Here is a 24,452-nt window from a genome sequence, read left to right as displayed (position 1 = left end):
AAGGTCTGCCGTGACAGCGACGACGACGTACGCACAAACGCAGAGCGGGCCCGACGCCCGCACCGAGCAGTCCTCCGGGAAGCAGGGGCGCCGCCCCTTCTCGTACGGGCGTCTGCTGGCCTGGGCCGCGATGATCGTGATCACCCTGATCACGCTGTTCCCGTTCTACTGGATGCTGCGCACGGCCCTCTCCACGAACACGGCCCTCGCCCAGGCACCCGCCTCGCCGCTTCCCGCGGACTTCAGCTTCGGCGGCTTCCTGCGCGTCTTCGGGCTGCAGAGCACCGAGGACGCGCTCGCCGAGGGCGGCTCGGGCGGATCCCTCGACTTCTGGCGCTACCTGGCCAACTCGGTGCTGGTCTCCACAGTCATCACCTTCTGCCAGGTGCTCTTCTCCGCCATGGCCGCCTACGCCTTCGCGCGGCTGCGCTGGCGGGGCAGGGACGCCGTCTTCGGGTTCGTGCTGGGCGGGCTGATGGTGCCGACGGTCTTCACGCTGCTGCCTAACTTCGTGCTGATCAAGGAAGTCGGCCTGGTGGACAGCCTGTTCGGCATCGCGCTGCCGACGATGTTCATGACGCCCTTCGCCGTCTTCTTCCTGCGGCAGTTCTTCATGAACGTCTCGCGTGAGGTGGAGGAGGCCGCGCTCATCGACGGAGCGGGGAAGGTCAGAGTCTTCTTCCAGTTGATCCTGCCGATGTCCACGGCCCCCATCGCGACGCTCGGCATCCTCACCTACATCACCGCCTGGAACGACTACTTCTGGCCGCTGATGGTCTCCTACAGCGGCAGTTCGCGCGTGCTGACCGTCGCGCTCAGCGTCTTCCGCGCGCAGACCCCGCAGACCGGCACGGACTGGGCCGGGCTGATGGCGGCCACCGTCGTCGCCGCCCTGCCCATGATCCTTCTGTTCGCCCTGCTGGCGAAGCGCATCGTCAACTCCATCGGCTTCAGCGGGATCAAGTGAAGGAGAGTGCGATGAGAGCAACGACGCCCCGTGCCCGCCGGGGCCGACCCACCACGGTGTGCGCTACGGCCTTCGCGGCGCTGGCCGCCCTGACCCTGCCCCTGGCCGGCTGCGCGCCGCAGGCGTCGTCCGCAGCGGACAAGCGCACCGTCTCGTACTGGATGTGGGACGCCAACCAGCTGCCCGCCTACCAGGCGTGCGCCAAGGCGTTCCACAAGGAGAACCCCGGCCTGCGGGTGAAGATCACCCAGGTCGGCTGGGACTCGTACTGGACGAAGCTCACGGCGAGCTTCATCGCGGGAACCCAGCCCGACGTCTTCACCAACCACGTCTCGAAGTACCCGCAGTACGCCGAACTCGGAGTTCTCAGCCCGCTCGACGAGCTCGGGCCGACCCGTGGCATCAAGGCCTCCGACTTCCAGCCGGGCCTTGCGAAACCCTGGACCGGCCGGGACGGCCACCGATACGGCGCCCCGAAGGACTGGGACACCATCGGCATGTTCTACGACAGGAAGCTGACCGAGGCGGCAGGCCTCAGCGAGGACGAACTCGGTTCCCTGTCCTGGAACCCGCGGGACGGCGGCAGCTTCGAGAAGGCCGTCGCCCGCCTCACCCTCGACGCGAACGGAAAGCGCGGGGACGAGCCGGGCTTCGACAAGGACAACGTGGTGAGGTACGGCCTGGCCACGAACGACGCCGGAGGAGACAACCACGGCCAGGCGCAGTGGAGCCCCTTCACCGGCTCGGCGGGCTGGAAGTACACCGACGAGAACCCGTGGGGCGAGCACTACAACTACGACCAGAAGCGCTTCCAGCGGACCATCGAGTGGTATTTCGGCCTCGCGGAGAAGGGCTACATGGCTCCCCTCGAGGACTTCTCCGAGACCAACCACCCCGAGACGCAACTCGGTTCGGGCAAGGCGGCCGTCGCCCTGCACGGCTCCTGGATGCTCAGCACGTTCGACGGCCTCAAGGGCGTCGACCTGGGCATCGCGCCGACGCCCGAGGGCCCGACCGGCAAGCGGGCCTCGATGCTGGGCGGCCTCGCCGACTCGATCACCCGGAAGGCGAAGAACAAGCAAGGCGCCGCCGAGTGGGTCGCCTTCCTCGCCTCCGACAAGTGCCAGAACCTGGTGGGCAAGGACGCCGTCGTCTTCCCCGCCACCCGTGACGGCACGGCCGCCGCCATCGCCGCCCACCGCCGCAACGGGCTGGACGTCTCGCCCTTCACCCGGCACATAGAGGAGGGGACGACGTTCCCCTTCCCGGTGACCGACCACGCCTCCGACATCAACGCCATGATGATCCCCGCCATGCAGGACGTGTACGCGGGCGGCGCCCCCGTCAGCTCCCTCACGGAGACCAACAAGCAGATCAATTACCTCTTCCAGCAGGACAATTGACGGCACGCACAGGAAAGGCTTCGCTCGTGCCCTTCTCCATCGGAATCGTCGGCGCCGGCCAGTTCGCCGGCCAGTTCGCCAAACTCTTCCAGCTGCACCCCGGCGTCGGAGACATCTACGCCACGGACCTCATCCCCGAGCGCGCGGAGAAGCTCGTCGCGGCCCAGGGGCTGGCAGGCACCGTCGGCTCGTTCGACGAGATGCTCGCCACCGGTGTGGACGCGATCGCTCTCTTCACCCAGCGCTGGACGCACGGCCCGCTGGCGGTGCGTGCGCTGCGCGCCGGCAAGCACGTCTACTCAGCGGTGCCCATGGCCGTCTCCGAGGAGGAGACCGCGGCCATCATCGAGGCCGTGAAGGAGACCGGCCTGACGTACATGATGGGAGAGACGAGCCACTACAACCCGGCCACCGTCTACGCCCGCGAGAAGGTCGCCGGCAACGACTTCGGCCGTCTCTTCTACGCCGAGGGCGACTACGTCCATGACATGGACCTCGGCTTCTACGACGCCTACCGCTACAGCGGCGGCGAGAAGTGGAAGGAGACCGCCAGCTATCCGCCGCTGCTCTACCCGACGCACTCCATCGGCGGTGTGCTGGGCGCGTGGCGGACGCATGCCACGAGTGTCAGCGCAGTCGGCGTCACCGACGACCGCGGGGACGGCGTCTTCGACCGTGAGATCAGCCAGTTCGGCAACGACTTCTCCAACGCGACGGCACTCTTCGAGGTGTCAGGCGGCGGTTCGTTCCGCACGAACGAGTTCCGCAGGGTCGGCTATCCCTCGCACATCCGTGAGTCGCGCTTCCGCTTCTTCGGTACGGAGGGCAGCTTCGAGCAGTTGGCGACCGTCAGCTTCTGGCAGGACAAGACCGGCGTGCAGGACGTCTCCGAGCACCTCCAGGCCGTCCCCACCCTCTCCGCCGACGACCCCTCGCTCGACAACGTCGCACCGGCGCTGCGGGACGCCTTCATCTCCGGTACGGCCCCCGTCCACGACCGCTCGCGGCTGCCCCGGGAGTTCGCGCACGCGCCCAACGGGCACGAAGGCAGCCACCACTTCCTCGTCGACGACTTCGTCACCGCCGTCAACGAGGGGAGCCTGCCGTCCGTGAACGCATGGGTGTCCGCTCGCTACACGCTGCCCGGGATAGTCGCGCACGAGTCCGCGAGGCGCGACGGCGAGCGGCTCACCGTTCCCGACTTCGGTGAGGCGCCTGGCTGATCACGGCTGCGCGGGCAGCCCGCGTGGTCGCTCGTACGGCCCGCGCGGCTGCTCGTACGGCTCGCACAGCTCCGTGTGCGCCTGCGCTGGCGCGGGTGTGCGCGCACGTCAGGCACGGGCCCGCCCCGTGAGCGGTGCCCGCAAGCAAGTGGCCCGGTCCCGCCAGCCGGAGACCGGGCCACTGTGCCCCTGCGTGAACGTGCCGTCCGCGGAGCTACTCGCTCTTGATCGCGGAGAGCATGTTCAGCTTCGCGGCCCGCCGTGCGGGCCACAGCGCGGCCAGCATGCCGACCACAGCCGCCAGACCGAGGAAGATGCCCATCCGGTCCCACGGGAGTACGAGCACGTACGTCGAGAGGGACAGCCCGATCACCTTGCCCGCGGCCCAGCCGAAGAAGACGCCCAGCCCGATGCCGAGCACACCGCCGAACAGCGAGATCACGAGCGACTCGAGCCTCACCATCCGCTTGATGCCCCTGCGGTCGAGGCCGACCGCCCTCAGCATGCCGATCTCCTGGGACCGTTCGAAGACGGACATGGCGAGCGTGTTCACCACACCCAGGACGGCCACGATCACGGCCATGGCCAGCAGCCCGTAGAGCATGTTCAGCATCAGCGTGAAGATCTTCGCGATGGACTCGGAGACGTCCTTCTTGTCCTGGACGAGGACCGCCGGGTTGTCGCCCAGCGCGCTCTCCAGGGACTCCTTGGCCGACTTGCTGACGCCGTCCTTCGTCTTGACCATCACCTGCATGTTCGAGATCCGCTTCAAGTGCGGGTCCAGAGTGCCGGTGTCGAGCATGATGCCCTTGATCATCTCGTTGCCCTCATAGACACCCGAGACGGTCAACTTGCCCTTCCGGCCGTCCTCATAGGTCACCGGGAAAGCCGAACCGACCTTCCACTTCTTGCTCTTGGCGGTGTCCTTGTCCACGACGGCCTTGCCGCCGGAGAGCCCGTCCCAGCCGCCCGAGCTGAAGGGGAGGTCGGTGAGGTCGCCGATGGTCTCGCCGTTGACGCCGGTCAGGTACTCGGTGGAACCGCCGATCCGCGCCGGCGAGTTGCGCAGCGGGCTCAGGGCCTCCACCTGATCGTCCTTGGCCAGCTGCTTCTCCACCTCCGCCGAGATCGGCGTCTGGTTGGCCATGCTGACGGTGTAGTCGGCCTTGAGCGCCTCGGTGGCCATCTTGTCGATGGCCTGCTGCACGCTTCCGGCGATCACCGTCATGCCCGTGATGAGCGTGAGGCCGATCATCAGGGCGGACGCGGTGGCAGCGGTACGACGCGGGTTGCGTACGGAGTTCTGACGCGCCAGCTTCCCGGAGACCCCGAAGATCCGCATGAACGGGGACGCCGCTGCGATCAGGGGCCGCGACAGGAGAGGCGTGAGCACGAACACGCCGATCAGCAGCACGCCGGCGCCGACCGAGATCGGAAGCTTCGCCGTGTCGCGGTCGTCCATGCCCGCGCCGTAGAGCACGAGGGCGACTCCGGCGCCCGCCAGCAGCGCGCCGATGGTGTTGCGGATGACCAGCGAGCGCGTCGTGGCCGACGCGTGCACGCTGCTCATGGCCGCGACCGGCGGGATCTTCGCGGCCCTGCGGGCGGGCAGCCATGCCGCGAGCACGGTCACCACGATGCCGGTGACCAGGGATGCGGCCACTGCGTTTCCGGAGACGACCAGCGGTCCGTCGGGCACGGTCGCCCCGAACCGGCCCATGAGCGAGCGCAGTCCGGCTCCGATGCCGACGCCGGCACCCAGTCCGGCGACGCCGGCGACGGTGCCGACCACCAGCGCCTCGATGAGCACCGACCGCGTCACCTGACGCCGGCTCGCACCCACCGCGCGCAGCAGCGCCAACTCCTTGGTGCGCTGGGCGACAAGCATCGTGAAGGTGTTGGCGATGATGAAGATGCCGACGAACAGCGAGATCCCGGCGAAGACGAGCAGGGCGGTCTGCATGCCGCTCATGCTCTTCTTGATGGTCTCCGACTGGTCCGCCGCGAGCTTCTTGCCGGTGACGGCCTCGGCCTTGGCCGGAAGGATCTTCTTCGCCTCGGTCTTCAGCTCCTCCTGAGAGGTGCCCGCGCCGGCCTTCAGAGTGATCTGGTCGTACTGACCGGGCTGGGCGAAGAGGCGCTGCGCGGTCGAGGTGTCGAAGAGGACGAGGGTGCCGCCGGCAGCCACGTTGCCGTCATCGGTGGTGAAGATGCCGACGACGCGTTCCTCGCGTACGGGGCCGTCGATCGACATGCGGGCGGTGTCGCCGACCTTGTAGCCGGTGCGTTCGGCGGTCTTCGCGTCGAGGGCGACCTCGTCGCCGGCCTGCGGGGCCCGGCCCTTGCTCATCGGGTAACGGGCGTCCTTCGCCTCGCCGTCCCGGCCCGCGTCGTAGTTGGCGCCGCTGGACTGCCAGCCTTCGCCGACGAGTTTGCCCTTCTTGTCGGCGAGAGCCGCGAACCCGGTCACGGAGCCGCTGACGCTCTCCGCTCCGGGAAGCCGGCGTGCCTCTTCGAGGGTCGCCTGGTTGAGCTTGGACGCGCTGCCGGGAACGCCGCGGCCCGAATCGGGCCCGCCCGACGGGCGGATGGCGAGGTCGACGTTGCTGTAGCCCTTTTCGGAGCTCTTCTGGAACGCCGCGGAGATGGTCGATGTGAAGACCAGGGTGCCGGAGACGAAGGCCACGCCGAGCAGCACGGCGAGCACGGTCATCAGCAGCCGGGCCTTGTGCGCGAATACGTTGCGCAAGGCGGTACGGAGCATGGGTGAGTCCTGAAGGAGAGAGCGCCCCGCGCCCGGCGGCCGGCTGGGCCGCGGTCTGGAGCTTCGGTCGGTGTCGCTGGTCGTGGACGGGCCGTACGGGCGTTGCCTCGCCGGCCTGTCGCGATCAGGTCGTACGCACCCTGGCGTCGAGGTTCTTCATCCGCTCGAGCACCGATTCGGCGGTCGGGCCGAACATGTCGTCGACGATGCGGCCGTCGGCCAGGAAGATGACGCGGTCGGCGTAGGAGGCGGCAACCGGGTCGTGGGTGACCATGACGATGGTCTGGCCCAGCTCCCGCACCGAGTTGCGCAGGAAGCCCAGCACCTCGGCGCCGGCCCTGGAGTCGAGGTTGCCGGTCGGCTCGTCACCGAAGATGATCTCCGGTTTGCCCGCCAGTGCGCGGGCGACGGCGACGCGCTGCTGCTGACCGCCGGAGAGTTCGCTGGGGCGGTGCTTGAGACGCCCGGACAGCCCGACCGTCTCGATGACGCGGTCGAGCCACGCCTTGTCGGGCTTGCGGCCCGCGATGTCCAGCGGAAGGGTGATGTTCTCCAGGGCGTTGAGCGTGGGCAGCAGGTTGTAGGCCTGGAAGATGAAGCCGATCCGGTCCCGGCGCAGCTGCGTCAGCTTCTTGTCCTTGAGCTTCGTCAGTTCGGTGTCACCGATGCAGGCGCTGCCGCTGGTGACGGAGTCCAGGCCTGCCATGCAGTGCATCAGTGTGGACTTGCCGGAGCCCGACGGGCCCATGATCGCCGTGTATTCGGCCTGACGGAACTGGACTGAGACGTTGTCCAGGGCGACCACCTTGGTCTCGCCCTGTCCGTAGACCTTGGAGAGGTCGGTGGCGTGTGCTGCCGCGATGCCTGCAGGCGCGGACGCAGCTGCCGGTACGCGGGAGTAGGTGGTGGTCACGGGACGGTGCTCCTCGGGACGGTGTTCGGAACATCAGGACGCACTCATCCTCTCCGTCCTTCCGCGCCCCCGGATCAGCCCCCGTGCCCGTTTCCGGCCCAACCCTGCGAGGTAGTGCCGGCGGGTGCCGTCCTCCCTGGGTATGACGGTTCCCCTGAGGCCGGGCGGGTGCCAGACCCCCTGTGGTGGAAGGTGAATTCCAGTGTCCGGACGGCGACTTTCCGTCATCTTCCGAGCCCGGGGCCTGCACGAAAGCGGGCCCCCGAAGTGGGGCCGTAGTGCTGACGCCTCGTCAGTTGCCCATAAAATAAGACAACATCGGGCTGGCGCCCCGCAGTTGGGGGCGTGACGCTGGATAGGCTCTACCTGCACCCTGGGGTAGGACCGTGCGTCGCTGAGTAGCGAGGCAGGGCTACTGGAGCCGGTGCCCGGATGGTGGAATGTAGACACGACGAGCTTAAACCTCGTTGGCCCTTAGGGGCCGTGCCGGTTCAAGTCCGGCTCCGGGCACCATCCGCGCAGGCACGCGAGCCGGGAAGAGCCGCGGAGAGAGCCCGAGCAAGGGCGGAAGAAGGGGCGTACGGCGCTCGTCGTACAACGAGTGACGTACCCGCCGACCCGCACGTGGTCACAAGGCAGTTGGCCTGCCGGAAGCCCATCGCCCGTGTGCGGTCCCGCCTTTACCAAGGGGGTGCGGTGAAACCGTGCCCCGTACCGTCGTGTTGCCACGCCTCTTCCCACTGCTGCCACATCACCTGTTCGTGTGCGGGCAGAGCCGAGTACGGGATCAGTCGCTCGGGATGGCCGGGACACGGAGCGCCGTCAGCCGGCCGTGTCTCCTCAACCGTGCGTGTCTCCTCTGCCGGCATGAACCCGTAGCACTCCGGGGTGGTGTAGCTGCCGAGACACTGGCCGACCGCGACCAGACCCGTCCCCAGCCGCTTCGCCAGTCGTCGCAGCCAGTCCCTCGAGCGCCGCATGTCAGCTTCCTCCTCGCCTGCTTCCTGGACGACGAGGAGGCTAGGAGGCTCCGCTTGAGGGAGGATTGAGAAGGAGATCGGGCCGCCGCTCAGGCCCGGGCCACGGAGGCTCGCGCATTGCGAGCTGCAGGCGTGCGTCGTGTCCCGCGGCCCGGCCCGTCCGTGCCTCGCTGTCGCCCTGAAGCGTGAACGGCCCCTACGGCAGAGCCTGTTCCGTCCAGATGGTCTTGCCGAAGGCCGTGTAGCGGGTGCCCCAGCGCTGGACGATCTGCGCCACGATGAACAGACCGCGCCCGCCTTCGTCGTCGTTGGCGCTGTGCCGGAGGTTCGGTGAGGTGTGCCCCTTGTCGGAGACCTCCACGTGCAGGCTGCGGTCCCGGATCAGCCGCAGGTACACGGGCCCGGAAGCATGCCGGATGGAGTTGGTGACCAGCTCGCTCACCACGAGTTCGGTGGTGAACGACAGCTCGTCCAGGCCCCATTCGGTGAGCTGGTCAATGGCCAGGGTCCGCGCGCGGGAGACCGCGCTGGGCTCGGCCTCCAACTCCCAGCCGATGACCTGGTCCGCTCCCAGTTCGTGCGTACGGACGAGCAGCAGGGCCGCGTCGTCGGTGGCCGGTCCGTCGGGCTGGAGTTCGCTCAGAGCCCGGTCGCACAGCTCCTCCAACGAGCCCTCGTGGTCCCTGAGTACGTCCTCGAGCTTCGCGACGCCCGTGTCCATGTCGCGGTCGCGGTCCTGGACGAGCCCTCCCGTGAAGAGGGCGAGGAGGCTGCCCTCGGGAAGCGAGACCTCCATCGCCTCGAACGGCAGCCCGCCCACTCCAAGGGGAGGCCCCGGCGGGATGTCCAGCAGGGTGAAGCGTCCGTCAGGGTCGACCATGGCCGCCGGCGGATGGCCCGCACGGGCAGCGGTGCACACGCGGGAGACCGGATCGTAGACGGCGTAGAGGCAGGCGACGCCCAGCCCCTCGTCGGCGCTGGGGCCGGCACCCGGTTCCTGGTCCTCGGCGCCCTGAAGGACGAGGTCGTCCAGGCGGGAGAGGAGTTCGTCGGGCGAGAGGTCCAGCCGGGCAAGAGCCCTGACGGTGGTGCGCAGCCGGCCCATGGTGGCGGCGGCGTTCACGCCGTGCCCGACCACGTCTCCGACGACCAGGCCCACGCGTGTGCCGGACAGGACGATCACGTCGAACCAGTCGCCGCCCACGCCGAGCCCGATGTCGGACGGCAGGTAGCGGTGGGCCACGTCGACCGCGGACTGGTCGGGCAGTCCGCGGGGCAGCAGGTTGCGCTGGAGGGTGAGGGCGGAGGCGCGTTCGCGGGTGTAGCGGCGTGCGTTGTCGATGGACAGGGCCGTACGGGTGGACAGCTCGTTGGCGAGCGAGAGTTCGTCGTGGTCGAAGGGGGCCGAGTCCTCGCTGCGCATGAACGTCGCGAGCCCCATCGTGGTGCCCCTCGCGCGCAGCGGGACGGCGAGAGTGGAGTGGACGGCGGCCATGGACGCCGGGTCGCCCGCCTCGCCGCGCCGGTCGACGATCACCGCCTTGCGGGAGGCGAGAGCCGCGAGCTGGGGCGAGCTGGGCTCGTACGTCACCGGGTACGGCCCCGCGGCCGTGGCGTCCTCGCTGTCGGCACCGGCGTACGGACTGCCGATACGTTCCACGACCCGTACGAGCGACGGGGTCTCGCCCTGCGGGCGGGGCTCCTCACCTTCCAGCACGCCTTCGACGAGATCCACGGTGACGCTGTCGGCGAAGGCGGGGATCACCACTTCGGCGATCTCACGCGCGGTGGTGATCATGTCGAGCGTCGTGCCGATGCGGACGCCCGCGCGCACGGTGAGGGCCAGCCGCTGCTGGGCCCGGTAGCGATCGGTGATGTCCAGGGCGTCCTCGCACACGCCGAGCACATGTCCGTCGGCGTCCCTGAGCTGGTAGTAGGCGCAGGACCAGACGTGTTCGTGGTCGGGGTCGGCGGGCGGACGGGCCTGGTAGAGCAGCCCGAAGACCGGGTCACCGGTCTCGAGCACGGCCTGGATGACGTCCTCGAGCGCCTGGGGGTAGCCCTCCGATAGAACCTCGCCTTCGGAGTACAGCTCGTTCACGCGCTTTCCGATGTACTCGCCCGACTTGCTGTCGATCTCGCTCTGGTATTTGGCGTTGGCCCAGGTCAGGCGCAGATCGCTGTCGTAGATGCCCAGGCCGATGGGGGACTGCGTGGCCAGTCCGCGGAGCATGGCCTGATGGGCCTCCCAGGAGCGCAGCGGCTCCAGTGCCGCCGCCACCATGATCTGAGGGGAGGCGCCGTCGCCGGACATCGAGCAGATGGTCGTGGCCACCTCCATCGGGTGGCCGTCCCGGTGGCGTGCGATCCGTGCCTCGCTGCGGCAGGCGGGCCCTACGGAGCGGTCGAGCAGCTCGATCAGCGCGTGTTCCTGGGTCGAGCGGCCCACCATCAGCGCATCGAGCGGCCGGCCCAGAATTTCGCGCGGTGAATGGCCGAAGAGGCCTTCGGCCGCCTCGCTCCACCCGATGACCGTGTTCTCGCTGTCGAGCAGCACCGTGGCGGCACTCGTGACGTCCAGTGGCCCACGGAAGTCGATGATCTCGGCCTCGCTCCACGCATTCATGGCACCAATCCAGCCCGGATACGTTTCTTCAAGGGTCGATCCAGACGCGGGCAGACACAACCGCAGCAGGTGGGAGCGGCTCCTACTGCGGGCCCTTCGAGTCCCGCCTCTGCCTTCGCGCGGCGGGGCGGCGGGCGGGCTTGGACGGGGCCGGGCGCTGGGCGCGGGGTGTGGAGCAGGTGGGGCACCAATAGCCGATCCCCTGGGTGAACGTCCAGCCCTGCTTTTCGATGTAGGGGGCGGCGCGGGCGCTGCTGTGCAGGATGTGGCCGAAGAGATCGTCTTCGATCGGTGGAGGCGGTTCGTGGATCACGAGGTCGAACACTGCGCGAGCGGGGCAGCCGATGTCGTCACAGGCCAGATAGAACCGTACGGGCCCCGGTGCCTCTCCCTCGGTCATCAGACTCATGGGTCCAAGCTATTCAGTGCGGTGGACCGGGGTGGGCCGTGTTATCGAAGCGAAGCGACACCCTCCGCTCCGTGACCGCCGTTCAGGCCACGGTGACCGGTCCCGGACGCGGCGGACCCCCGCCCGGTCGACTCGGGCGGGGGCCGCTGACTGCAGGTGAGTGCTGGATCAGTAGACGCTGACCCCGTACGCGTTCAGTGCCTCGACGACCGGCTGGAAGAAGGTCGTACCGCCGGAGGAGCAGTTGCCGCTGCCGCCGGAGGTCAGGCCTATCGCCGTGCTGCCGGAGCGGAGCGAGCCGCCGCTGTCGCCGGGCTCGGCGCACACGTTGGTCCTGATCAGGCCCGAGACGATGTCTCCGCCGCCGTAGTTCACGGTGGCGTTCAGGCCGGTCACGGAGCCGCTGTGGGTGCCCGTGGTGCTGCCGTGCCGGGTGACGGACATCCCGACGCTGGCGTTTCCGGCGCCGGTGATGTCCGCGCCGCCCGCGGTGCCCGGGTGGCTGGCCGACGACGAGCTGTAGCGCACGAGTCCGTAGTCGTTGCCGGGGAAGCTGGATCCGGCGGTGGGGCCGATCACGGAGGAGTGCGAGGAGTTGGAGTACCAGTTGCCCGCGCCGTCGGTGCAGTGACCGGCCGTCACGATGTAGTACGTGCTGCCGCTGCGGACGTTGAAGCCCGCGGAGCAGCGCCAGCTGTCGGCGTAGATCGCGTCGCCGCCCTGGATCAGTTTCCGGAACTTGCCCGGTGTGTGCTGGACCTCGAGGGCGTCCGTGCCGGCCGCCTTCTTGATCTTCGCTATCTCGGCGCCGGAGACCGTGCTGTCCACGGTGACGACGAGTTTCTTGCTCTTGCTGTCGACGTGCCATGCGGTGCCGGCGACATCGGCACCGCGTACGGCGTTGCCCGCCGCGGACAGCTTGGAGGCGCTTGACGTGTCGGCGGGGGGTTCGGCGGCGACGGCCGGTGCGCTGAGCGCCGCCACGGCGACCAGACCGGACGCCACTGCGATCAGCCGCGTGCGTCTCCGGGCACCGCTGGTGGGGGTGGTGCGCTTGATCCTCACTCATTCCTCCAAGAGGGGAAACGGGGGTCCGCTTGAGAAGTCGGACCGTGAGGCGCAGGCAAGAGGCACGGCGGGACGAAATGCCCGTCGTGCCCCTGACAAGCGCTGAAGGGAGTATTCGGTGCGCTCGCCCGGAATCGCAAGGGTGCGGTTCAGACAAATTCGAACTATGACCGTCCTTCCGCTTCTGTAGTGCGGTTTTGCGACAAGGCAGTTGTCTCGGACGAAGGCCTGATGAAACAGGAGGTATGGCAATCACCTGTGTCGCGGCCTCGTAGAGCCTCAGACCGGGACACGTGGGGGATGCTGGGGCGAATCGGAAGAATCACCGGGCTCCGCTCAGGCGGGCCTGCCGAACGCCGTGGAGTGGCATGCCGATCCTGGTCTACGTCTACGGCCTGGTCGCGGCCTGTTTCCTCGGCCTCGGGTTCGTCCTTCAGCAGGAGGCGGCGGCACGCGCCCCGCTCGCCGACATCCTCTCCTTCAGGCTGCTGCTGGATCTGATGCGTGTGCCGCGGTGGCTCTGCGGGATCGGCTTCATGGTGATCGGCCAGCTCCTGAGCGCGCTGGCGCTCTCCCAGGGCGACGTCTCCCGGGTCGCGCCTCTGCTGGCGACCAACTTGCTGTTCGCGATGGCGCTGGCCCGGCGGATCAGCGGGCAGCGGCTGGGACGCTCCGGCTGGGCCGGAGTGCTGCTGCTCAGCGGGGGAGTGGCCGCTTTCGTGGCGGCGGGCTCACCGGAGGGCACGGAGACCGCGCACATCGGCGCGCTGCGGCGCTGGCTGGTCCTCGGCACGATCGTGGCGGTCGCCCTCGCCATGGTCGTCGTCGCCCGTCATCTGCGGCTGGCGGAGGAGCCTCCGCTGCTGGCCGGGGCGGCCGGGGTGCTCTACGGACTGCAGGACGCCCTCACCCGTGAGTCCAGCACGCTGCTGGAGCGGTCGGGCATCGTCGGACTGGTCACGACCTGGCAGCCGTACGTCGTCATCGCCGCCGCAGTCGTCGGGCTGGTGCTCGTCCAGAGCGCCTTCGAGGCCGGGCCCCTGCGGCAGTCCCTGCCGTCGCTGACCGCGGCCGAACCGCTGGCCGGGATCGCCTGCGGCATCGGCTTCCTCGGCGACACCGTACGCGTCACACCGCTGGCGCTCTTCGGGGAGATCCTCGGCCTGGGGGCCGCTGTCACCGGTGTGTTCCTGCTCGGGCGGCATCCGGCCATGCCGTCCGGAGTCCCTGCGGACGGCGACGAGGGCGCGGCCGACGACAGCGGCCAGCGCCAGCGGCGCCGCTGACCGAGGTCAGCGAAGCTGCTCGGGAGAGACCGGGCTCGGTCGCCTGGGCCCCCGGCGACCGCCGTCCGAGCGCGCCGTCCAGATGTCGCAGAGGGCCGCGGCCAGCGCCACGAGGACGAAGGCGACGGAGAAGACCAGCCCGTGCTGGTACGCGTCGGACCAGGCGTCCGGGCTGCCGTTCCCCGAGTTGAGCCGCATGAAGAAGACCGAGCCGACGCCTGCGATGCCGACGGAGGCGCCGATGCGCTGGCCTGTCTGAAGCACACCGCCCGCACTGCCCCCGCGGGACACGGGGACCTGCGCCAGCGTGAGCGTCTGGTTGGGCGAGATGACGAGCCCGCTGCCGAGCCCCGCCAGCAGCAGCGGCAGCATCAGGAACCAGCCCGTGTCCCGTCCGGAGACCTCGTGTGCGGTGACCACCGTGCCCGCCAGGCCGACGGCGGTCATCCCGAGCCCCCAGGCCACCAGCGACCGCCCGTACTGGAGCACGTGCCGCCCGCCGAGTCCTGCCGTGGCCCCCGACCCCAGCGCGAAAGGGGTGATGGCGATCCCCGCCTCCAGGGCGCTGAAGTGCAGCCCGCTCTGCAGATACAGCGTGGTCACGAAGAAGATCGACGTGAAGCCGGCGAAGTGGAAGAGGATCAGCAGGCAGCCGAGCCAGTACGAACGGATGCGGAACAGCGAGAGGGCGATCAGCGGCTCCGTGGAGCGCCGGCTGCAACGTGACTCCCACCGGACGAACAGGGTCATCAGTACGGCCGCGACGATCAGCAGCAGCCATTTGGCGTCGCCCTTCCACTGCTGGGCCTGGACGAAGGGGAGCAGCACCGTCACCACCGCTGCGCCCAGCAGGACGACACCGACCGGATCCAGGCTCTGCGCCTTACGTGCGCGGCCGGTGGCGGCCGAGGGCGTGTCCGGCAGCAGCCGTCCGCCGAGGATCAGCAGGGCGATGCCCAGCGGCAGGTTCACGTAGAAGACCCACCGCCAGCCCTCCGTCGCGCCGGCCGCCTGGATCAGCAGCCCGCCCAGGAGCGGGCCGACCGCCGTGGAGACGCCGACGACCGTGCCGAACATGCCGAATGCTCTGGCGCGTTCACGTCCGGAGAACATTTGCTGGATCAGCGCGGAGATCTGCGGTGAGATCAGGCCGCCGCCCATCCCCTGCACGAGCCGGGCGATCACCAGCCAGAGACTGCTCTGGGCCGCTCCGCACGCGGCGGAGGCCACGGTGAACAGCGCCAGGCCGACCATGAAGACCCTGCGGCGTCCACGGGCGTCACCCAGGCGCCCGGCGGGGACCAGGCTGAGGCCGAAGGAGAGGGCGTAGCCGGAGAGGACCCACTGCAGTTCGGACTCGGTCGTGTGCAGGCCCTCACGCACGGACGGCAGGGCCACGTTCACGATCGAGACGTCCAGCAGTGCCATGAATCCCGCCGCCAGACAGACGGCGAGTGCCTTCCAGCGGCGGGTGCCCGACTCCCGTCCCCCGGAGCGATCGACGGAGTGCCCAGCCAATGAGGGTCCCTCACTCTCCTGTTGGTCCCGCCTTCGGGCGCACGCACGCCGGGGGTCCGCGCGCGGGTACCCAGCGGGGCGGGAATCTGTCCACGCTGGTCCGACCGGTTGGTGGGCGAAAGCCGGACATCCGGGGCCGGCGTGTGCCTAAACTCTGGCCAAGCCCTGCCGGAGAGCGAAACGCGGTCGCCCGGGACGGGGCGGGGGCGCCCCATGAGGAGACCGACGTGAATCCCGAGATCGACACCAGTAAGCCGCACTCCGCGCGGGTCTACGACTACTGGCTCGGAGGCAAGAACAACTACGAGGTGGACGCCGAAGCGGCCGAGCACTTCGAGAAGATGTGGCCGGGGGTGCGTCAACTCATCGCCGCCAACCGGGCGTTCATGCACCGGGCGACGCGTCACCTGGCCGAGGAGGCCGGGATCCGGCAGTTCCTCGACATCGGTACGGGCATCCCCACGGAGCCCAATCTGCACCAGGTCGCTCAGGGGGCCGCCCCCGACGCCAGGGTCGTCTACGCCGACAACGACCCCATCGTCCTGCAGTACGCGCAGGCTCTGCTGCGTTCGTCCCCCGAGGGCCGTACGGCCTATCTGCACGCCGACGTCACCGACCCCCGGGCGATCCTCGACTCGTCCGAGGTGCGCGACACGCTCAACCTCGAACGGCCGGTCGCGGTGTCGCTCGTCGCGCTGCTCCACTTCATCGCGGAGGACGAGACGGCGCTCGCCATCGTCCGGCAGCTGATGGAACCTCTGCCGTCGGGCAGCTACCTGGTGCTCTCGCACGGCACGTCGGACACCGACGAACCGGAGCTGGCCGAGCGCGCGGCCGACTACTACCGCTCCAACGTCAGCGACGGGCAAGCCCGTCCACGCGAGGCGATCCTCGCGCTCTTCGACGGGCTGGACCTGGTCGAGCCCGGCCTGGTGCCCGTGAACCACTGGCGTCCGGACGGCACGGGGTCAGAGGTGCCCGACCACAAGGCGCTCATCCTTGCGGGGGTCGCCCGCAAGCCCTGACGGGCAGGGGCGCACAACTCTCCGTCCCGCGGCGGGACTTCGCCAACGTGCCTGCACGGAGGTGAAGTCGGGCGGGCCGCGCCGCGAGGCACGGCCCGCCGTATGCGAGCGGGTTACTTCTCCAGCAGCCCGCGCATCTTCGTGATCTCTTCGGTCTGCATCCGCCTGATGTCACGGGCCATGGCCTTGGCCGCCTTGTCCGAGCCCTCGGACTCCTCGGTACGGGCCATCGCCACGGCACCCTCGTGATGCGCGACCATCATCTTCAGGAACGCCTCGTCGAACTTCTTCCCCGAGCCGTCCTTCAGCTGCTTCATGTCGTCGGGCGTCATCATGCCGGGCATGGAGTGACCGGAATGGCCCGAGTGTTCACCGCCGGAGGACTCGGCGGGGGCCTTCTCGCCCCAGGCCTTCAACCACCCGGACATCGTCCGGATCTCGGGCTGCTGCGCCCCGGCGATGTCGGCTGCGAGCGACTTCACCTCGCCCGACGACGCACGGGACGGAGCGAGCTTCGCCATCTCCAGAGCCTGGCGGTGGTGGGGGATCATGCCCTGGGCGAAGGAGACGTCGGCGGCGTTGCCGGACTTGCCGGCGCTCTTCTTTCCGCCGTGTCCGCCACTGTGCGCGCCGCCGTGGTCATCGCCACCGGCTGCCTCCTGGCCGCCGCCGCATGCGGCGAGCAGCAGGGCCGCGGCCAGAGCCGAACCGGCGGCAAGGGCCCCGCGATTGAGGGAACGGAACGTGTTCATGAGTCTACAACTCCTGCTTCGATGAGCGATTTCGGGCTTGCCTGACACGGCAGCGGCGAAGGGCCGGTGCCGTGGGCGCGCCTATATGCGCAGGAGTTGGAGCTGGTGCAGTGAGGGAGGTGCCCGTACGCCGGGCGTGGCCTTCTCGGTTTCGCCGGGTACGGCTGCGGATCGAGCGCCGGAGGGCGTGCACACGGCGGGCAGGGCGATGACAGGACCGCCGCTGGTCCCGCTCGCCGCACAGGTGGCGTCGGCATGCGAGACGTGGCAGCCGCCTCCGTCGCTGCCCGCGCAGTCCCCGCTGTCGTGACCCCTGTCGCCGGACTGCCGCTGCCCGCCGGGCAGTTCGTGCTCTCCCGTCAGCCCGGGAGTCCCCGTCCTGACGTCGCCGTGCCCCGCGTGGCGCACCGCACCGGCGTGCCGACCGGGATGCGAGGAGGAGTGGTGCGCCCTGCCTGGCGCCTCCGCGTACGTGCCCGCGCCGGCGTTCACCGCATGGGTGCCGGAGGCGGCGCGGTGAGGTTCCGGGAAGGGATTCGGGCCGAGGCCGTGCATGGCGAACAGGCCCGCCAGCAGCATCGTGACCAGGGCGGAGAGCGCCCATGTGCGGCGTCGCCGTGCACGCCCCGCAAGGGCGCGCAGCGCGTGTCTGCTGCTGGTCACCGGCTCATCGTACGGCGGAGGCGCCGCCCGGCGGGGCCGGTCCTCGGAGACCGGCGGGAGCGCGTCCTGGACCGGACCGCGCCGGGAGACGGGCGTGGGAGCCGGTGCACAGCGGTGCGGCGAAGCGCACGGAGACCCCGGCGCGTCGCCCCCGGTGTGCAGGTGTGCGGACGGGCACGCGTGGTACACACACGCCCATGGCGGCCGAGACGAGGGTGTGTTCGCGGTGCTGAAGGCACTCCCCGAAGTGCTCGCCTGGTGGGTGGCGCTGACGGGGCTGTGGCTCGTGCTGATCTCGACGGTGGACCGTGTGGAGCTGACGGTGGGTGCGCTCGCCGCGCTCGTCGCCGCCTTCGGAGCCAGGGCGGCACGACGGGCGGTGCGACGCGGATGAGTACGTCACCGGGCTGGCTGGTGGCGGCGATGGTGCCGTTGCTGTGTCTGCTCCCCGTGCTGTGGTTCGTCGTGCGGGGTGAGCCGCGGAACAGGCTGGTCGCCCAGAACCTGGCCCAACTGCTCACAGGGTTCGTGCTGTTGCTCACCGCTCAGGGCTTCGGCCGTTCCACCTACCTGGATCTGGCGCTGGTGCTCGCGATCCTCGCTCCCGCGGGCACGCTCGTGTACGCGCGCTTCCTCGGAGGACTGCCGCCCGCACCCCTCGTTCGCTGGACCGCGGTCGTCGGCGTACCGGCCACCGTCCTGCCGCTGTGCGTGGTGTCCGGCGCCGGGCGGGAGACGGTGAAGCTTCTGTTCATCGGCGCTGTGCTGCTCGCCGGGGCATGGGTCACGAGCAGCGGTTCCCAGCCGAGTTCGGAGCCCGAACCCGATGGCACGGACGGGCCGTCCGGATCGGAGCCGTCTTCCGGGGAGAGGGCGGCGAAACGTGACTGATCCCCTCATCGCGGTGGCGCTCGTGCTGGTCGCCGTGACGGCGACCGCGGCGGTGCTCAACCGGGAGCCCCTGCGCCAGGCGCTCGTGCTCTCCTTCCTGGGGCTGGCCCTCACGCTGCTGTTCGTCTTCGTGCAGGCCCCGGACGTGGCGCTGTCCCAATTGGCCGTGGGCTCCGCCCTGACGCCCCTGATGATCGTGCTGACGGTCCGGAAGGTGGCCCGCGCCACGCCCGCACGGCACGCCCCCGAAGAGGACGACGCCCACGACCAGGACGGCGAGGCCGACCGGTGACGCGGCGGGGCAGGCTCCTGCTCTTCCTGATCGCCGCCACCGTCACCACGGTGCTCCTCGTCGGCGCCTTCGTCGAGCTGCCGGACTTCGGCACCAACTTCCATCCGTACGGCGACCGTGCCGTGCATGCCGCGCTCGAACACCGGACCGCCAACGCCGTGGCGTCCGTCAACTTCGACCAGCGGGCCCTGGACACCCTCGTGGAGGAGACGATCCTCTTCGCCGCCGTGCTCGGCGCCGTGGTGCTGCTGCGCCAGGTCACCGGTGAGAGGCGCCGGCCACCGCGTCCGGCACGCGTCTCGCCTGCGATCCGCCGCCTCGGGGTGCTGCTCCTTCCCGTCGCGCTGCTGGTGGGCCTGTACGTCGTGGCGCACGGCCAGCTCACGCCCGGAGGGGGCTTCCAGGGCGGGGTGGTGGTGGCGACGGCGCTGCATCTGCTCTATGTCGCCGCGGACTACCGGGCGTTGGAGCGCATCCGGCCACTCGGTCCGTACGAGGTCGGGGACGTCGTCGGCGAGGCCGCGTACGTCGTCACCGGCCTGGCCGCCATGCTGGGCGGCTCGACGTTCCTGGCCAACGTCCTGCCGTGGGGGACGCTCGGCACGCTCACCTCCGGGGGCACCGTCGTCGTGCTCAACGCGGCCGTGGGGATGGAAGTGGCGTGCGGTGTGGTGGTGCTGCTGGCCACCTTCCTCGACCAGGTCGTCGAGATCGACGAGGAATCGGACGGCGCGCGGCCGGGAACGGGGGAGAGCCGATGACGCTGCTGCCCTACCTCGTCGCGGGCTGGATCTTCCTCGTGGGCCTGTACGGGCTGGTGACGAGCCGCAACCTCATCCACGCCGTCGGCTGCCTCGCCGTGACGCAGTCCTCCACGTACGTGCTGCTGCTCGCCATCGGCTACCGCGACGGCGGCACCGCTCCCGTCTTCGCCGACATCCCGACGGACGCCCGCGTCGTCGACCCCGTCGTGCAGGCGCTGACCCTCACGGACGTCGTCGTAGGTGCCACCGTGACCGCGCTGCTGCTGGCGCTCGTCATCCAACTGCACAAGCGCCACGGGACGGTCGACCCCGACGAGCTCTCGGAACTCAAGGGATGAACGCGAGTTGAGGGTGGACCGGAAGGGATGACGGTTTGAACATCGCGCGACTGCTGCCGCTCGTGGTCGTGGTTCCGCTGCTGGGGGCCGCCGTGCTGGCCGTCGGCGGACGGCGCCTACCGCGCATCGCCTCGGACGTCGTGAGCGTGGCGTTCGCGGCCACCTCGGCGGCGCTCGCCCTGGTGGCGCTCGCCGGAGGGGCGCACGGCGCCCCGTACGTCATCGACTGGGTCGGCGGCTGGCGTCCCGGACCCGGCGGCGAGGGCGTGGGGATCGTGCTGGCCGGGGACCCGATGTCGCTGGGGCTCACCGCGTTCACATCGCTGCTCGTCGTCGCCGTACTCGTCTACTCCTGGCGCTACTTCGAGGAACCGCCACGGCGCCGCAGCGGCTCCTTCCCCGCGTTGATCCTGCTGTTCCAGGCGGGGATGTGCGGATTCTGCCTCACCGGCGACCTGTTCAACTCCTTCGTCTTCTTCGAGCTGATGGGCGTCGTCGCGTACGCGCTCACGGGCTTCCGCGTCGAGGAGCGCCGGCCCCTGCAGGGAGCGATGGCCTTCGGGCTCGTGAACTCCCTGGGCGGCTACGCCATGCTGCTCGGCATCGCGCTGCTCTACGCCCGCACCGGCGAGCTGGGCCTGGCACAGATCGGGCGGCAGCTCGACGGGCGCAGTCCCGACGCCGTCGTGCTCGCGGCCTTCGTGCTGGTCTCGGCGGGGCTGCTGGTGAAGGCCGCAGCCGTGCCGTTCCACTTCTGGCTGCCCGACGCGCACGCCGTGGCGCCCACGCCCGTCTGCATGCTGCTGTCGGGCGTCATGGTGGAGCTGGGCGTCTTCGGCGTCACCCGCCTGTACTGGACGGTGTTCGCCGGGCCGGGCGGCGTGCCGCACGAGGCCGCCACCCGCACGCTCGTGACCGTCGGCGTGCTGACGGCGCTGGTCGGCGCGGTCATGAGCTGGCGGCAGCGGCATCTCAAGCGCCTGCTGGCCTTCTCCACGGTGGCGCACGTCGGGCTGTTCCTCATCGGTGTGGGTGTGCTCTCCCCTGAGGGCACGGCCGGCACCGCGATCTACGTACTGGCCCACGGCGGCGTCAAGGCCGCACTGTTCGCGTGCACCGGCATCCTGCTGGACCGCTACGCCTCCGTCGACGAGAAGGAGTTGCACGGACGGGCACGCGAACTCCCGCTGACAGGTGCCCTGTACATGCTCGGCGGGCTGGCGCTGTGCGGAATGCCTCCGTTCGGCACCTCACTGGGCAAGGCGGTCGCCGAGGAGAGCGCCGGTCACACCGGGCACTGGCTCACCGCGGTGTTCGTGGTGGTCTCGGCGGTGACCGGCGGTGCCGTACTGCGGGCAGGGCTGCGGGTGTTCGCAGGCACCGGTCCGCGGACGTACGACGACGATGCGCCGGGCGGAGCCCGCGTCCCCGGCGACGAGGGCCCGGAGACCGGTACGCGTCTGCGCCGCATCCCCGTGACGATGCTCACGGTGCCCGCCGTGCTGCTGGCCGCGGCTCTCGCGGCCGGTCTCGTCCCGCAGTGGGCGGCGGGCGCGGGCAGCGCGGCGCACCTCTTCGCGGCGCACGACATCTACGCGTCAGCCGTGCTGGACGGGCAGACGGCGCCTGCGGCCGGTGCAGCGCCTGCGCACTGGAACACCGCGGGCGTCCTGTTGGGGCTGCTCTCCACCGCGCTGGGCGCGGGCCTGGCGGTGCTGGGTGCGAGGCGGCCCCGCGGGGCCGTCACGGAGAGGCTGCTGGCGCCGCTGCGGCGCCTCCAGTCGGGACACGTCGGCGACTACGTGGCCTGGGCGGTGGCAGGGCTCGCCCTGCTGGCGCTCCTCGCGGCGCCGGGCACGCTCACATCACCCTGACGCACCCCCGACGGAGAGGTGCCGGAATGCCCGGACAATCCTGGTATTTCCCCTGTGCGGGCAGCGGATCCGGGTGGTACAAGAACGGGACCAAGACGGAACCAGGACTTGCTTTCCTTCGTTCTTGACTCTGGAGTAGCGTGCTGGTTTTGCTAAAGCATTACTCTGAAGGCTAGGTCGTTCCGTTCGGCCATGGAGGAGTGAGATGAGGAGCAGCAACCCGGTCTTCTCGCGACGGGGGTTCAGCCGCTCAGGCGGCTACGCCGGTTTCGACGCCGGCCAGCAGCCGCAGGCCGGGAACCCGTATGCGAACAGCCCTTATGTGAACAACCCTTACGCCCAGCAGCAGCCCCAGACCGCCGGGCAGCCCTACGGCGCTCCGCCCGCTGCTCCGCCGCAGACCGGGCGGATGACGATCGACGACGTCGTCGCCCGTACGGGCATGACGGTCGGTCTCGTCTTCGTCATGGCGGCGGTGGCCTGGATCACCGACCTGGCCCTGCCGATCGCGATCGGTGCGGGTCTCGTCGCGATGGTGCTGGCGCTGGTGCAGTCGTTCAAGCGCAAGGCAGTGCCCGCACTGATCCTCGCGTACGCCGCCCTCGAGGGACTCTTCCTCGGTGCGATCAGCAACTTCGTCGACAGCTACATCGCGGACGGTGCGGCCATGCAGGCCGTGCTGGGCACCATGGCGGTCTTCGCCGCGGTGCTGGTGATGTACAAGACGCGGATCATCCGGGTCAACCGGCGGTTCTACCGCTTCGCGATCGCCGCGGCGGTCGGCTTCATCCTGCTGATGATGGTGAACCTGCTGTTCGCGGTCATCGGCGGCGGCGACGGCCTCGGCTTCCGCAGCGGCACCCTGGGCATCATCATGGGCATCGCCGGCATCGTGATCGGCGCGCTCTTCCTGGCGCTCGACTTCAAGCAGGTCGAGGACGGAATCTCCTACGGCGCGCCCCGCGAGGAGTCCTGGCTGGCGGCCTTCGGGCTGACCCTGACGCTGGTGTGGATCTACCTGGAGTTCCTGCGGCTGATCGCGATCCTGCAAGGAAACGACTGACGGGATTCACGGCGAGGTCCGCACCTGACCTCGTGACCGCGCACTGACGCGGCGAAGGGCCTGTGAGGCGGCTGTCCGCCTCACAGGCCCTTCGTACGCTTCTGGAGATTCCGATTTCCGAGGTGAGGGAGAGACGGGTCAACGGTGGCGCGCTGCGCGCCTCAGGTCGTACTCGTGGATGATGGCCTTCGCGTGGCCGTAGGCGAGGTTGTGTTCGCCGCGCAGCCAGCTCACCTTTTCCTCGAAACGGAAGAGGGACGGGCCTTCATCGACTGTGCGCAACCAGTCGGACACTTCACGACCGGTGCATAGAGGGATGCGGGTGAGCATGTTCCGGTGGGTCTCTTCGGAGAAGATCTGGGACATCGGCGCCTCCGGATGCTGCCTTTTGGAGTCCTTCACGCCAAGGTGCCTGAGTGCGGGTGCGTTGGCAACAGTCCGTCGGGGGCGCATACGCTTGCAAGGTGTCCGATACAGCCCCTCTGATCACTGCGGCGCAGCTGCTGAGCGACCGTCTGCGTACGCTTCCCGAGAGCGCTCTGCGCAGGGGCGCGGCAGCCGAAGGGCTCGCGCTGGCCTGCGAGTTGGCCCGCCGGGCGCAGCTCCTGGAATTCCCCGCGCGAACGCCGCGGAAGCTCCCGGACGTGGGCGTTTTCGTGGTCGGCGATCAGCTCGCGGTAGCCGCACACGATCTGGCGGAAATTCTGCGCGAAGTTGACGCCCCCGGCGAACTGACCGAAGCCGTCGCTCTCGTCCGGGCCGCTGCCCGTCGGGTCACCGCTTCGGCTACAGCGACGCGATGACGCGGTCGGCCAGGAGGTAGGCCGTGCGGCCGTCCCCGTACGCGAAGGTCAGGGCGTAGGCCCCGGAGACGCTGGATCCGCCCATCAGCACCGGTACGTCGCCCTCCCGCAGGGCCGCGCACAGCAGTTCGGCGGTCTCGCGGTGACCGGGTGAGAGGCACACGGTCGTGCCGTCCTGGAAGAGGTACACGTCAAGCGTGCCCAGCGGCCCCTGCCGTACGTCGGCGAGCGGTGTACGTGCGTCCGCGAGCTCGGCCAGCCGCCCCACGGTCCGCTGGTGATCGGCGACGGTCTGCGAGGGCTTGGTCTCGGAGGGCCCGGCGGCCCCGGCCGGCTCGCCGTTGAGCGTGAAGTCCGGGTGCGAGGGGTGGCGGCGGCGGGCCGCGGCGACGTCCGGTGTGTCGAGGCCGCTCTCATGCTCCTCGCCGGATTCCGGGTTGACCGTGCCGGGGCCCGCGGACGTGGTGTCGGGAGCGGCGGCGGCGTCCTGAGCGGCGTCGGCGCCGCTCTCCTCCACCGCGGGCTCGACGTACATGTCCAGCGCCGGCTCTATGTCGCGCTCCGCCTGGCGCGGTACGAAGATGCCCGGCTCGGGCACGTCGCGGTCGCGCAGCTCGCGCAGGCACTCCAGCACGTCGTCGTCGACGCGGCCCTTGAGCAGAGCGTCGAACAGTGCGGGGTCCAAGCCGGAGGGGGTCGGAGCGACCTCGTACTCGGTGCCGTGGCCGGCGAGCATCGAACCGTCGCCCGACGCGTTCTCCTGCGTCTCCTGCGCGGCCCAGAAGGCCCGGGCCTCGGCGAGTTCGCGCTCGCGCTCCTCGGCGAGGGCC

The 24,452-nt window shown here is 69.8% G+C and carries 24 protein-coding genes and 1 tRNA gene; 14 read left to right on the top strand and 11 right to left on the bottom strand.

Annotation, left to right across the window (positions count from 1 at the left end; all coding sequences use genetic code 11):
• The first annotated feature begins 10 nt into the window (after nt 1-10).
• From H5J26_RS08685 to H5J26_RS08675, 3 genes are read left to right on the top strand one after another with little or no spacing between them, the layout of a single operon-like run.
• Nucleotides 11-967, top strand: a complete 957-nt coding sequence (locus H5J26_RS08685) for a carbohydrate ABC transporter permease (RefSeq protein ID WP_309237840.1) — start codon at nt 11-13, stop codon at nt 965-967.
• An 11-nt stretch (nt 968-978) separates the two neighbouring features.
• Complete coding sequence (locus H5J26_RS08680; RefSeq protein ID WP_181765155.1) at nt 979-2,370, top strand: ABC transporter substrate-binding protein; 1,392 nt, start codon at nt 979-981, stop codon at nt 2,368-2,370.
• A 26-nt stretch (nt 2,371-2,396) separates the two neighbouring features.
• Nucleotides 2,397-3,593 (top strand): Gfo/Idh/MocA family protein, encoded by a 1,197-nt coding sequence (locus H5J26_RS08675; RefSeq protein ID WP_181765154.1) that lies wholly within the window; start codon nt 2,397-2,399, stop codon nt 3,591-3,593.
• A 214-nt stretch (nt 3,594-3,807) separates the two neighbouring features.
• Here the strand turns inward: H5J26_RS08675 and H5J26_RS08670 are convergent, their stop codons facing one another.
• Together H5J26_RS08670 and H5J26_RS08665 are read right to left on the bottom strand one after the other, a co-directional pair.
• Nucleotides 3,808-6,357, bottom strand: coding sequence for an ABC transporter permease (locus H5J26_RS08670; protein ID WP_181765153.1), 2,550 nt, complete (start codon nt 6,355-6,357; stop codon nt 3,808-3,810).
• A 124-nt stretch (nt 6,358-6,481) separates the two neighbouring features.
• The gene (locus H5J26_RS08665) at nt 6,482-7,270 is read right to left on the bottom strand and encodes an ABC transporter ATP-binding protein (RefSeq protein WP_181765152.1); all 789 of its coding nucleotides are present in this window, start codon (nt 7,268-7,270) and stop codon (nt 6,482-6,484) included.
• A gap of 426 nt (nt 7,271-7,696) precedes the next feature.
• On the opposite strand from H5J26_RS08665, the gene H5J26_RS08660 reads away from it, so the two are divergent.
• Nucleotides 7,697-7,783: transfer RNA gene (locus H5J26_RS08660), tRNA-Leu, on the top strand.
• A 167-nt stretch (nt 7,784-7,950) separates the two neighbouring features.
• Here H5J26_RS08660 and H5J26_RS08655 read toward each other — a convergent pair.
• The 4 genes from H5J26_RS08655 to H5J26_RS08640 form a co-directional block, all read right to left on the bottom strand.
• A complete protein-coding gene (locus H5J26_RS08655; RefSeq protein WP_181765151.1) occupies nt 7,951-8,250 on the bottom strand; it encodes a DUF6059 family protein in 300 nt (99 codons plus the stop codon).
• Between the two features lie 196 nt (nt 8,251-8,446).
• Nucleotides 8,447-10,876 carry a SpoIIE family protein phosphatase gene (locus tag H5J26_RS08650; protein WP_181765150.1) on the bottom strand — a complete coding sequence of 810 codons (2,430 nt, stop codon included), beginning with the start codon at nt 10,874-10,876 and terminating at the stop codon, nt 8,447-8,449.
• An 82-nt stretch (nt 10,877-10,958) separates the two neighbouring features.
• Complete coding sequence (locus H5J26_RS08645; RefSeq protein WP_181765149.1) at nt 10,959-11,285, bottom strand: hypothetical protein; 327 nt, start codon at nt 11,283-11,285, stop codon at nt 10,959-10,961.
• A 168-nt stretch (nt 11,286-11,453) separates the two neighbouring features.
• Nucleotides 11,454-12,350, bottom strand: a complete 897-nt coding sequence (locus tag H5J26_RS08640; protein WP_181765148.1) for a S1 family peptidase — start codon at nt 12,348-12,350, stop codon at nt 11,454-11,456.
• Nucleotides 12,351-12,721: 371 nt separating this feature from the next.
• On the opposite strand from H5J26_RS08640, the gene H5J26_RS08635 reads away from it, so the two are divergent.
• Nucleotides 12,722-13,639, top strand: a complete 918-nt coding sequence (locus H5J26_RS08635) for a DMT family transporter (protein WP_181765147.1) — start codon at nt 12,722-12,724, stop codon at nt 13,637-13,639.
• A 6-nt stretch (nt 13,640-13,645) separates the two neighbouring features.
• Here the strand turns inward: H5J26_RS08635 and H5J26_RS08630 are convergent, their stop codons facing one another.
• Nucleotides 13,646-15,157: an MFS transporter gene (locus H5J26_RS08630; protein WP_235980564.1), complete on the bottom strand. Its 1,512-nt coding sequence runs from the start codon at nt 15,155-15,157 to the stop codon at nt 13,646-13,648.
• A gap of 227 nt (nt 15,158-15,384) precedes the next feature.
• Between H5J26_RS08630 and H5J26_RS08625 the strand changes: the two genes are divergently transcribed.
• A complete protein-coding gene (locus H5J26_RS08625) occupies nt 15,385-16,182 on the top strand; it encodes an SAM-dependent methyltransferase (protein WP_309237839.1) in 798 nt (265 codons plus the stop codon).
• A gap of 113 nt (nt 16,183-16,295) precedes the next feature.
• Here H5J26_RS08625 and H5J26_RS08620 read toward each other — a convergent pair whose 3' ends face one another.
• Both H5J26_RS08620 and H5J26_RS08615 read right to left on the bottom strand, forming a co-directional pair.
• Nucleotides 16,296-16,934, bottom strand: a complete 639-nt coding sequence (locus tag H5J26_RS08620) for a DUF305 domain-containing protein (RefSeq protein ID WP_181765145.1) — start codon at nt 16,932-16,934, stop codon at nt 16,296-16,298.
• Between the two features lie 81 nt (nt 16,935-17,015).
• Complete coding sequence (locus H5J26_RS08615) at nt 17,016-17,597, bottom strand: DUF6153 family protein (protein WP_181765144.1); 582 nt, start codon at nt 17,595-17,597, stop codon at nt 17,016-17,018.
• A gap of 226 nt (nt 17,598-17,823) precedes the next feature.
• Between H5J26_RS08615 and H5J26_RS08610 the strand changes: the two genes are divergently transcribed.
• The 7 genes from H5J26_RS08610 to H5J26_RS08580 all read left to right on the top strand — a co-directional run bounded on the left by H5J26_RS08610 (nt 17,824) and on the right by H5J26_RS08580 (nt 22,819).
• Entirely contained in the window at nt 17,824-17,991 is a 168-nt protein-coding gene (locus H5J26_RS08610; protein WP_181765170.1) for a hypothetical protein, read from the top strand.
• The gene (locus tag H5J26_RS08605) at nt 17,988-18,488 is read left to right on the top strand and encodes an MrpF/PhaF family protein (RefSeq protein WP_181765143.1); all 501 of its coding nucleotides are present in this window, start codon (nt 17,988-17,990) and stop codon (nt 18,486-18,488) included. Before H5J26_RS08610 ends, H5J26_RS08605 begins: the two co-directional genes overlap by 4 nt.
• Nucleotides 18,481-18,780, top strand: coding sequence for a Na(+)/H(+) antiporter subunit B (locus H5J26_RS08600; protein WP_181765142.1), 300 nt, complete (start codon nt 18,481-18,483; stop codon nt 18,778-18,780). The genes H5J26_RS08605 and H5J26_RS08600 overlap by 8 nt, the downstream gene beginning before the upstream one ends.
• Nucleotides 18,777-19,541 carry an MnhB domain-containing protein gene (locus tag H5J26_RS08595; protein WP_181765141.1) on the top strand — a complete coding sequence of 255 codons (765 nt, stop codon included), beginning with the start codon at nt 18,777-18,779 and terminating at the stop codon, nt 19,539-19,541. The genes H5J26_RS08600 and H5J26_RS08595 overlap by 4 nt, the downstream gene beginning before the upstream one ends.
• On the top strand, nt 19,538-19,882 hold the full coding sequence (locus H5J26_RS08590; RefSeq protein WP_181765140.1) for a sodium:proton antiporter: 345 nt from the start codon (nt 19,538-19,540) through the stop codon (nt 19,880-19,882). The genes H5J26_RS08595 and H5J26_RS08590 overlap by 4 nt, the downstream gene beginning before the upstream one ends.
• Nucleotides 19,883-19,917: 35 nt before the next feature.
• Complete coding sequence (locus tag H5J26_RS08585; RefSeq protein WP_210771122.1) at nt 19,918-21,756, top strand: complex I subunit 5 family protein; 1,839 nt, start codon at nt 19,918-19,920, stop codon at nt 21,754-21,756.
• A 205-nt stretch (nt 21,757-21,961) separates the two neighbouring features.
• Complete coding sequence (locus H5J26_RS08580; RefSeq protein WP_181765139.1) at nt 21,962-22,819, top strand: Bax inhibitor-1/YccA family membrane protein; 858 nt, start codon at nt 21,962-21,964, stop codon at nt 22,817-22,819.
• 138 nt (nt 22,820-22,957) lie between these two features.
• On the opposite strand, the gene H5J26_RS08575 is transcribed toward H5J26_RS08580, so the two are convergent.
• Nucleotides 22,958-23,185, bottom strand: a complete 228-nt coding sequence (locus H5J26_RS08575) for a DUF4287 domain-containing protein (RefSeq protein WP_181765165.1) — start codon at nt 23,183-23,185, stop codon at nt 22,958-22,960.
• 98 nt (nt 23,186-23,283) lie between these two features.
• Between H5J26_RS08575 and H5J26_RS08570 the strand changes: the two genes are divergently transcribed.
• Nucleotides 23,284-23,622, top strand: coding sequence for a hypothetical protein (locus tag H5J26_RS08570; RefSeq protein ID WP_181765138.1), 339 nt, complete (start codon nt 23,284-23,286; stop codon nt 23,620-23,622).
• Here H5J26_RS08570 and H5J26_RS08565 read toward each other — a convergent pair.
• Nucleotides 23,606-24,452: hypothetical protein (locus tag H5J26_RS08565; RefSeq protein WP_181765137.1), on the bottom strand; the 847-nt coding region annotated here is incomplete at its 5' end. The two genes, H5J26_RS08570 and H5J26_RS08565, sit on opposite strands and share 17 nt — an antisense overlap.

It is taken from the genome of Streptomyces albidus (ex Kaewkla and Franco 2022) (assembly GCF_013870515.1).
Lineage (GTDB): Bacteria > Actinomycetota > Actinomycetes > Streptomycetales > Streptomycetaceae > Streptomyces > Streptomyces albidus.
The sequence above is the reverse complement of the archived record's forward strand: the minus strand, read 5'-3'. Positions and strand labels throughout refer to the sequence as shown.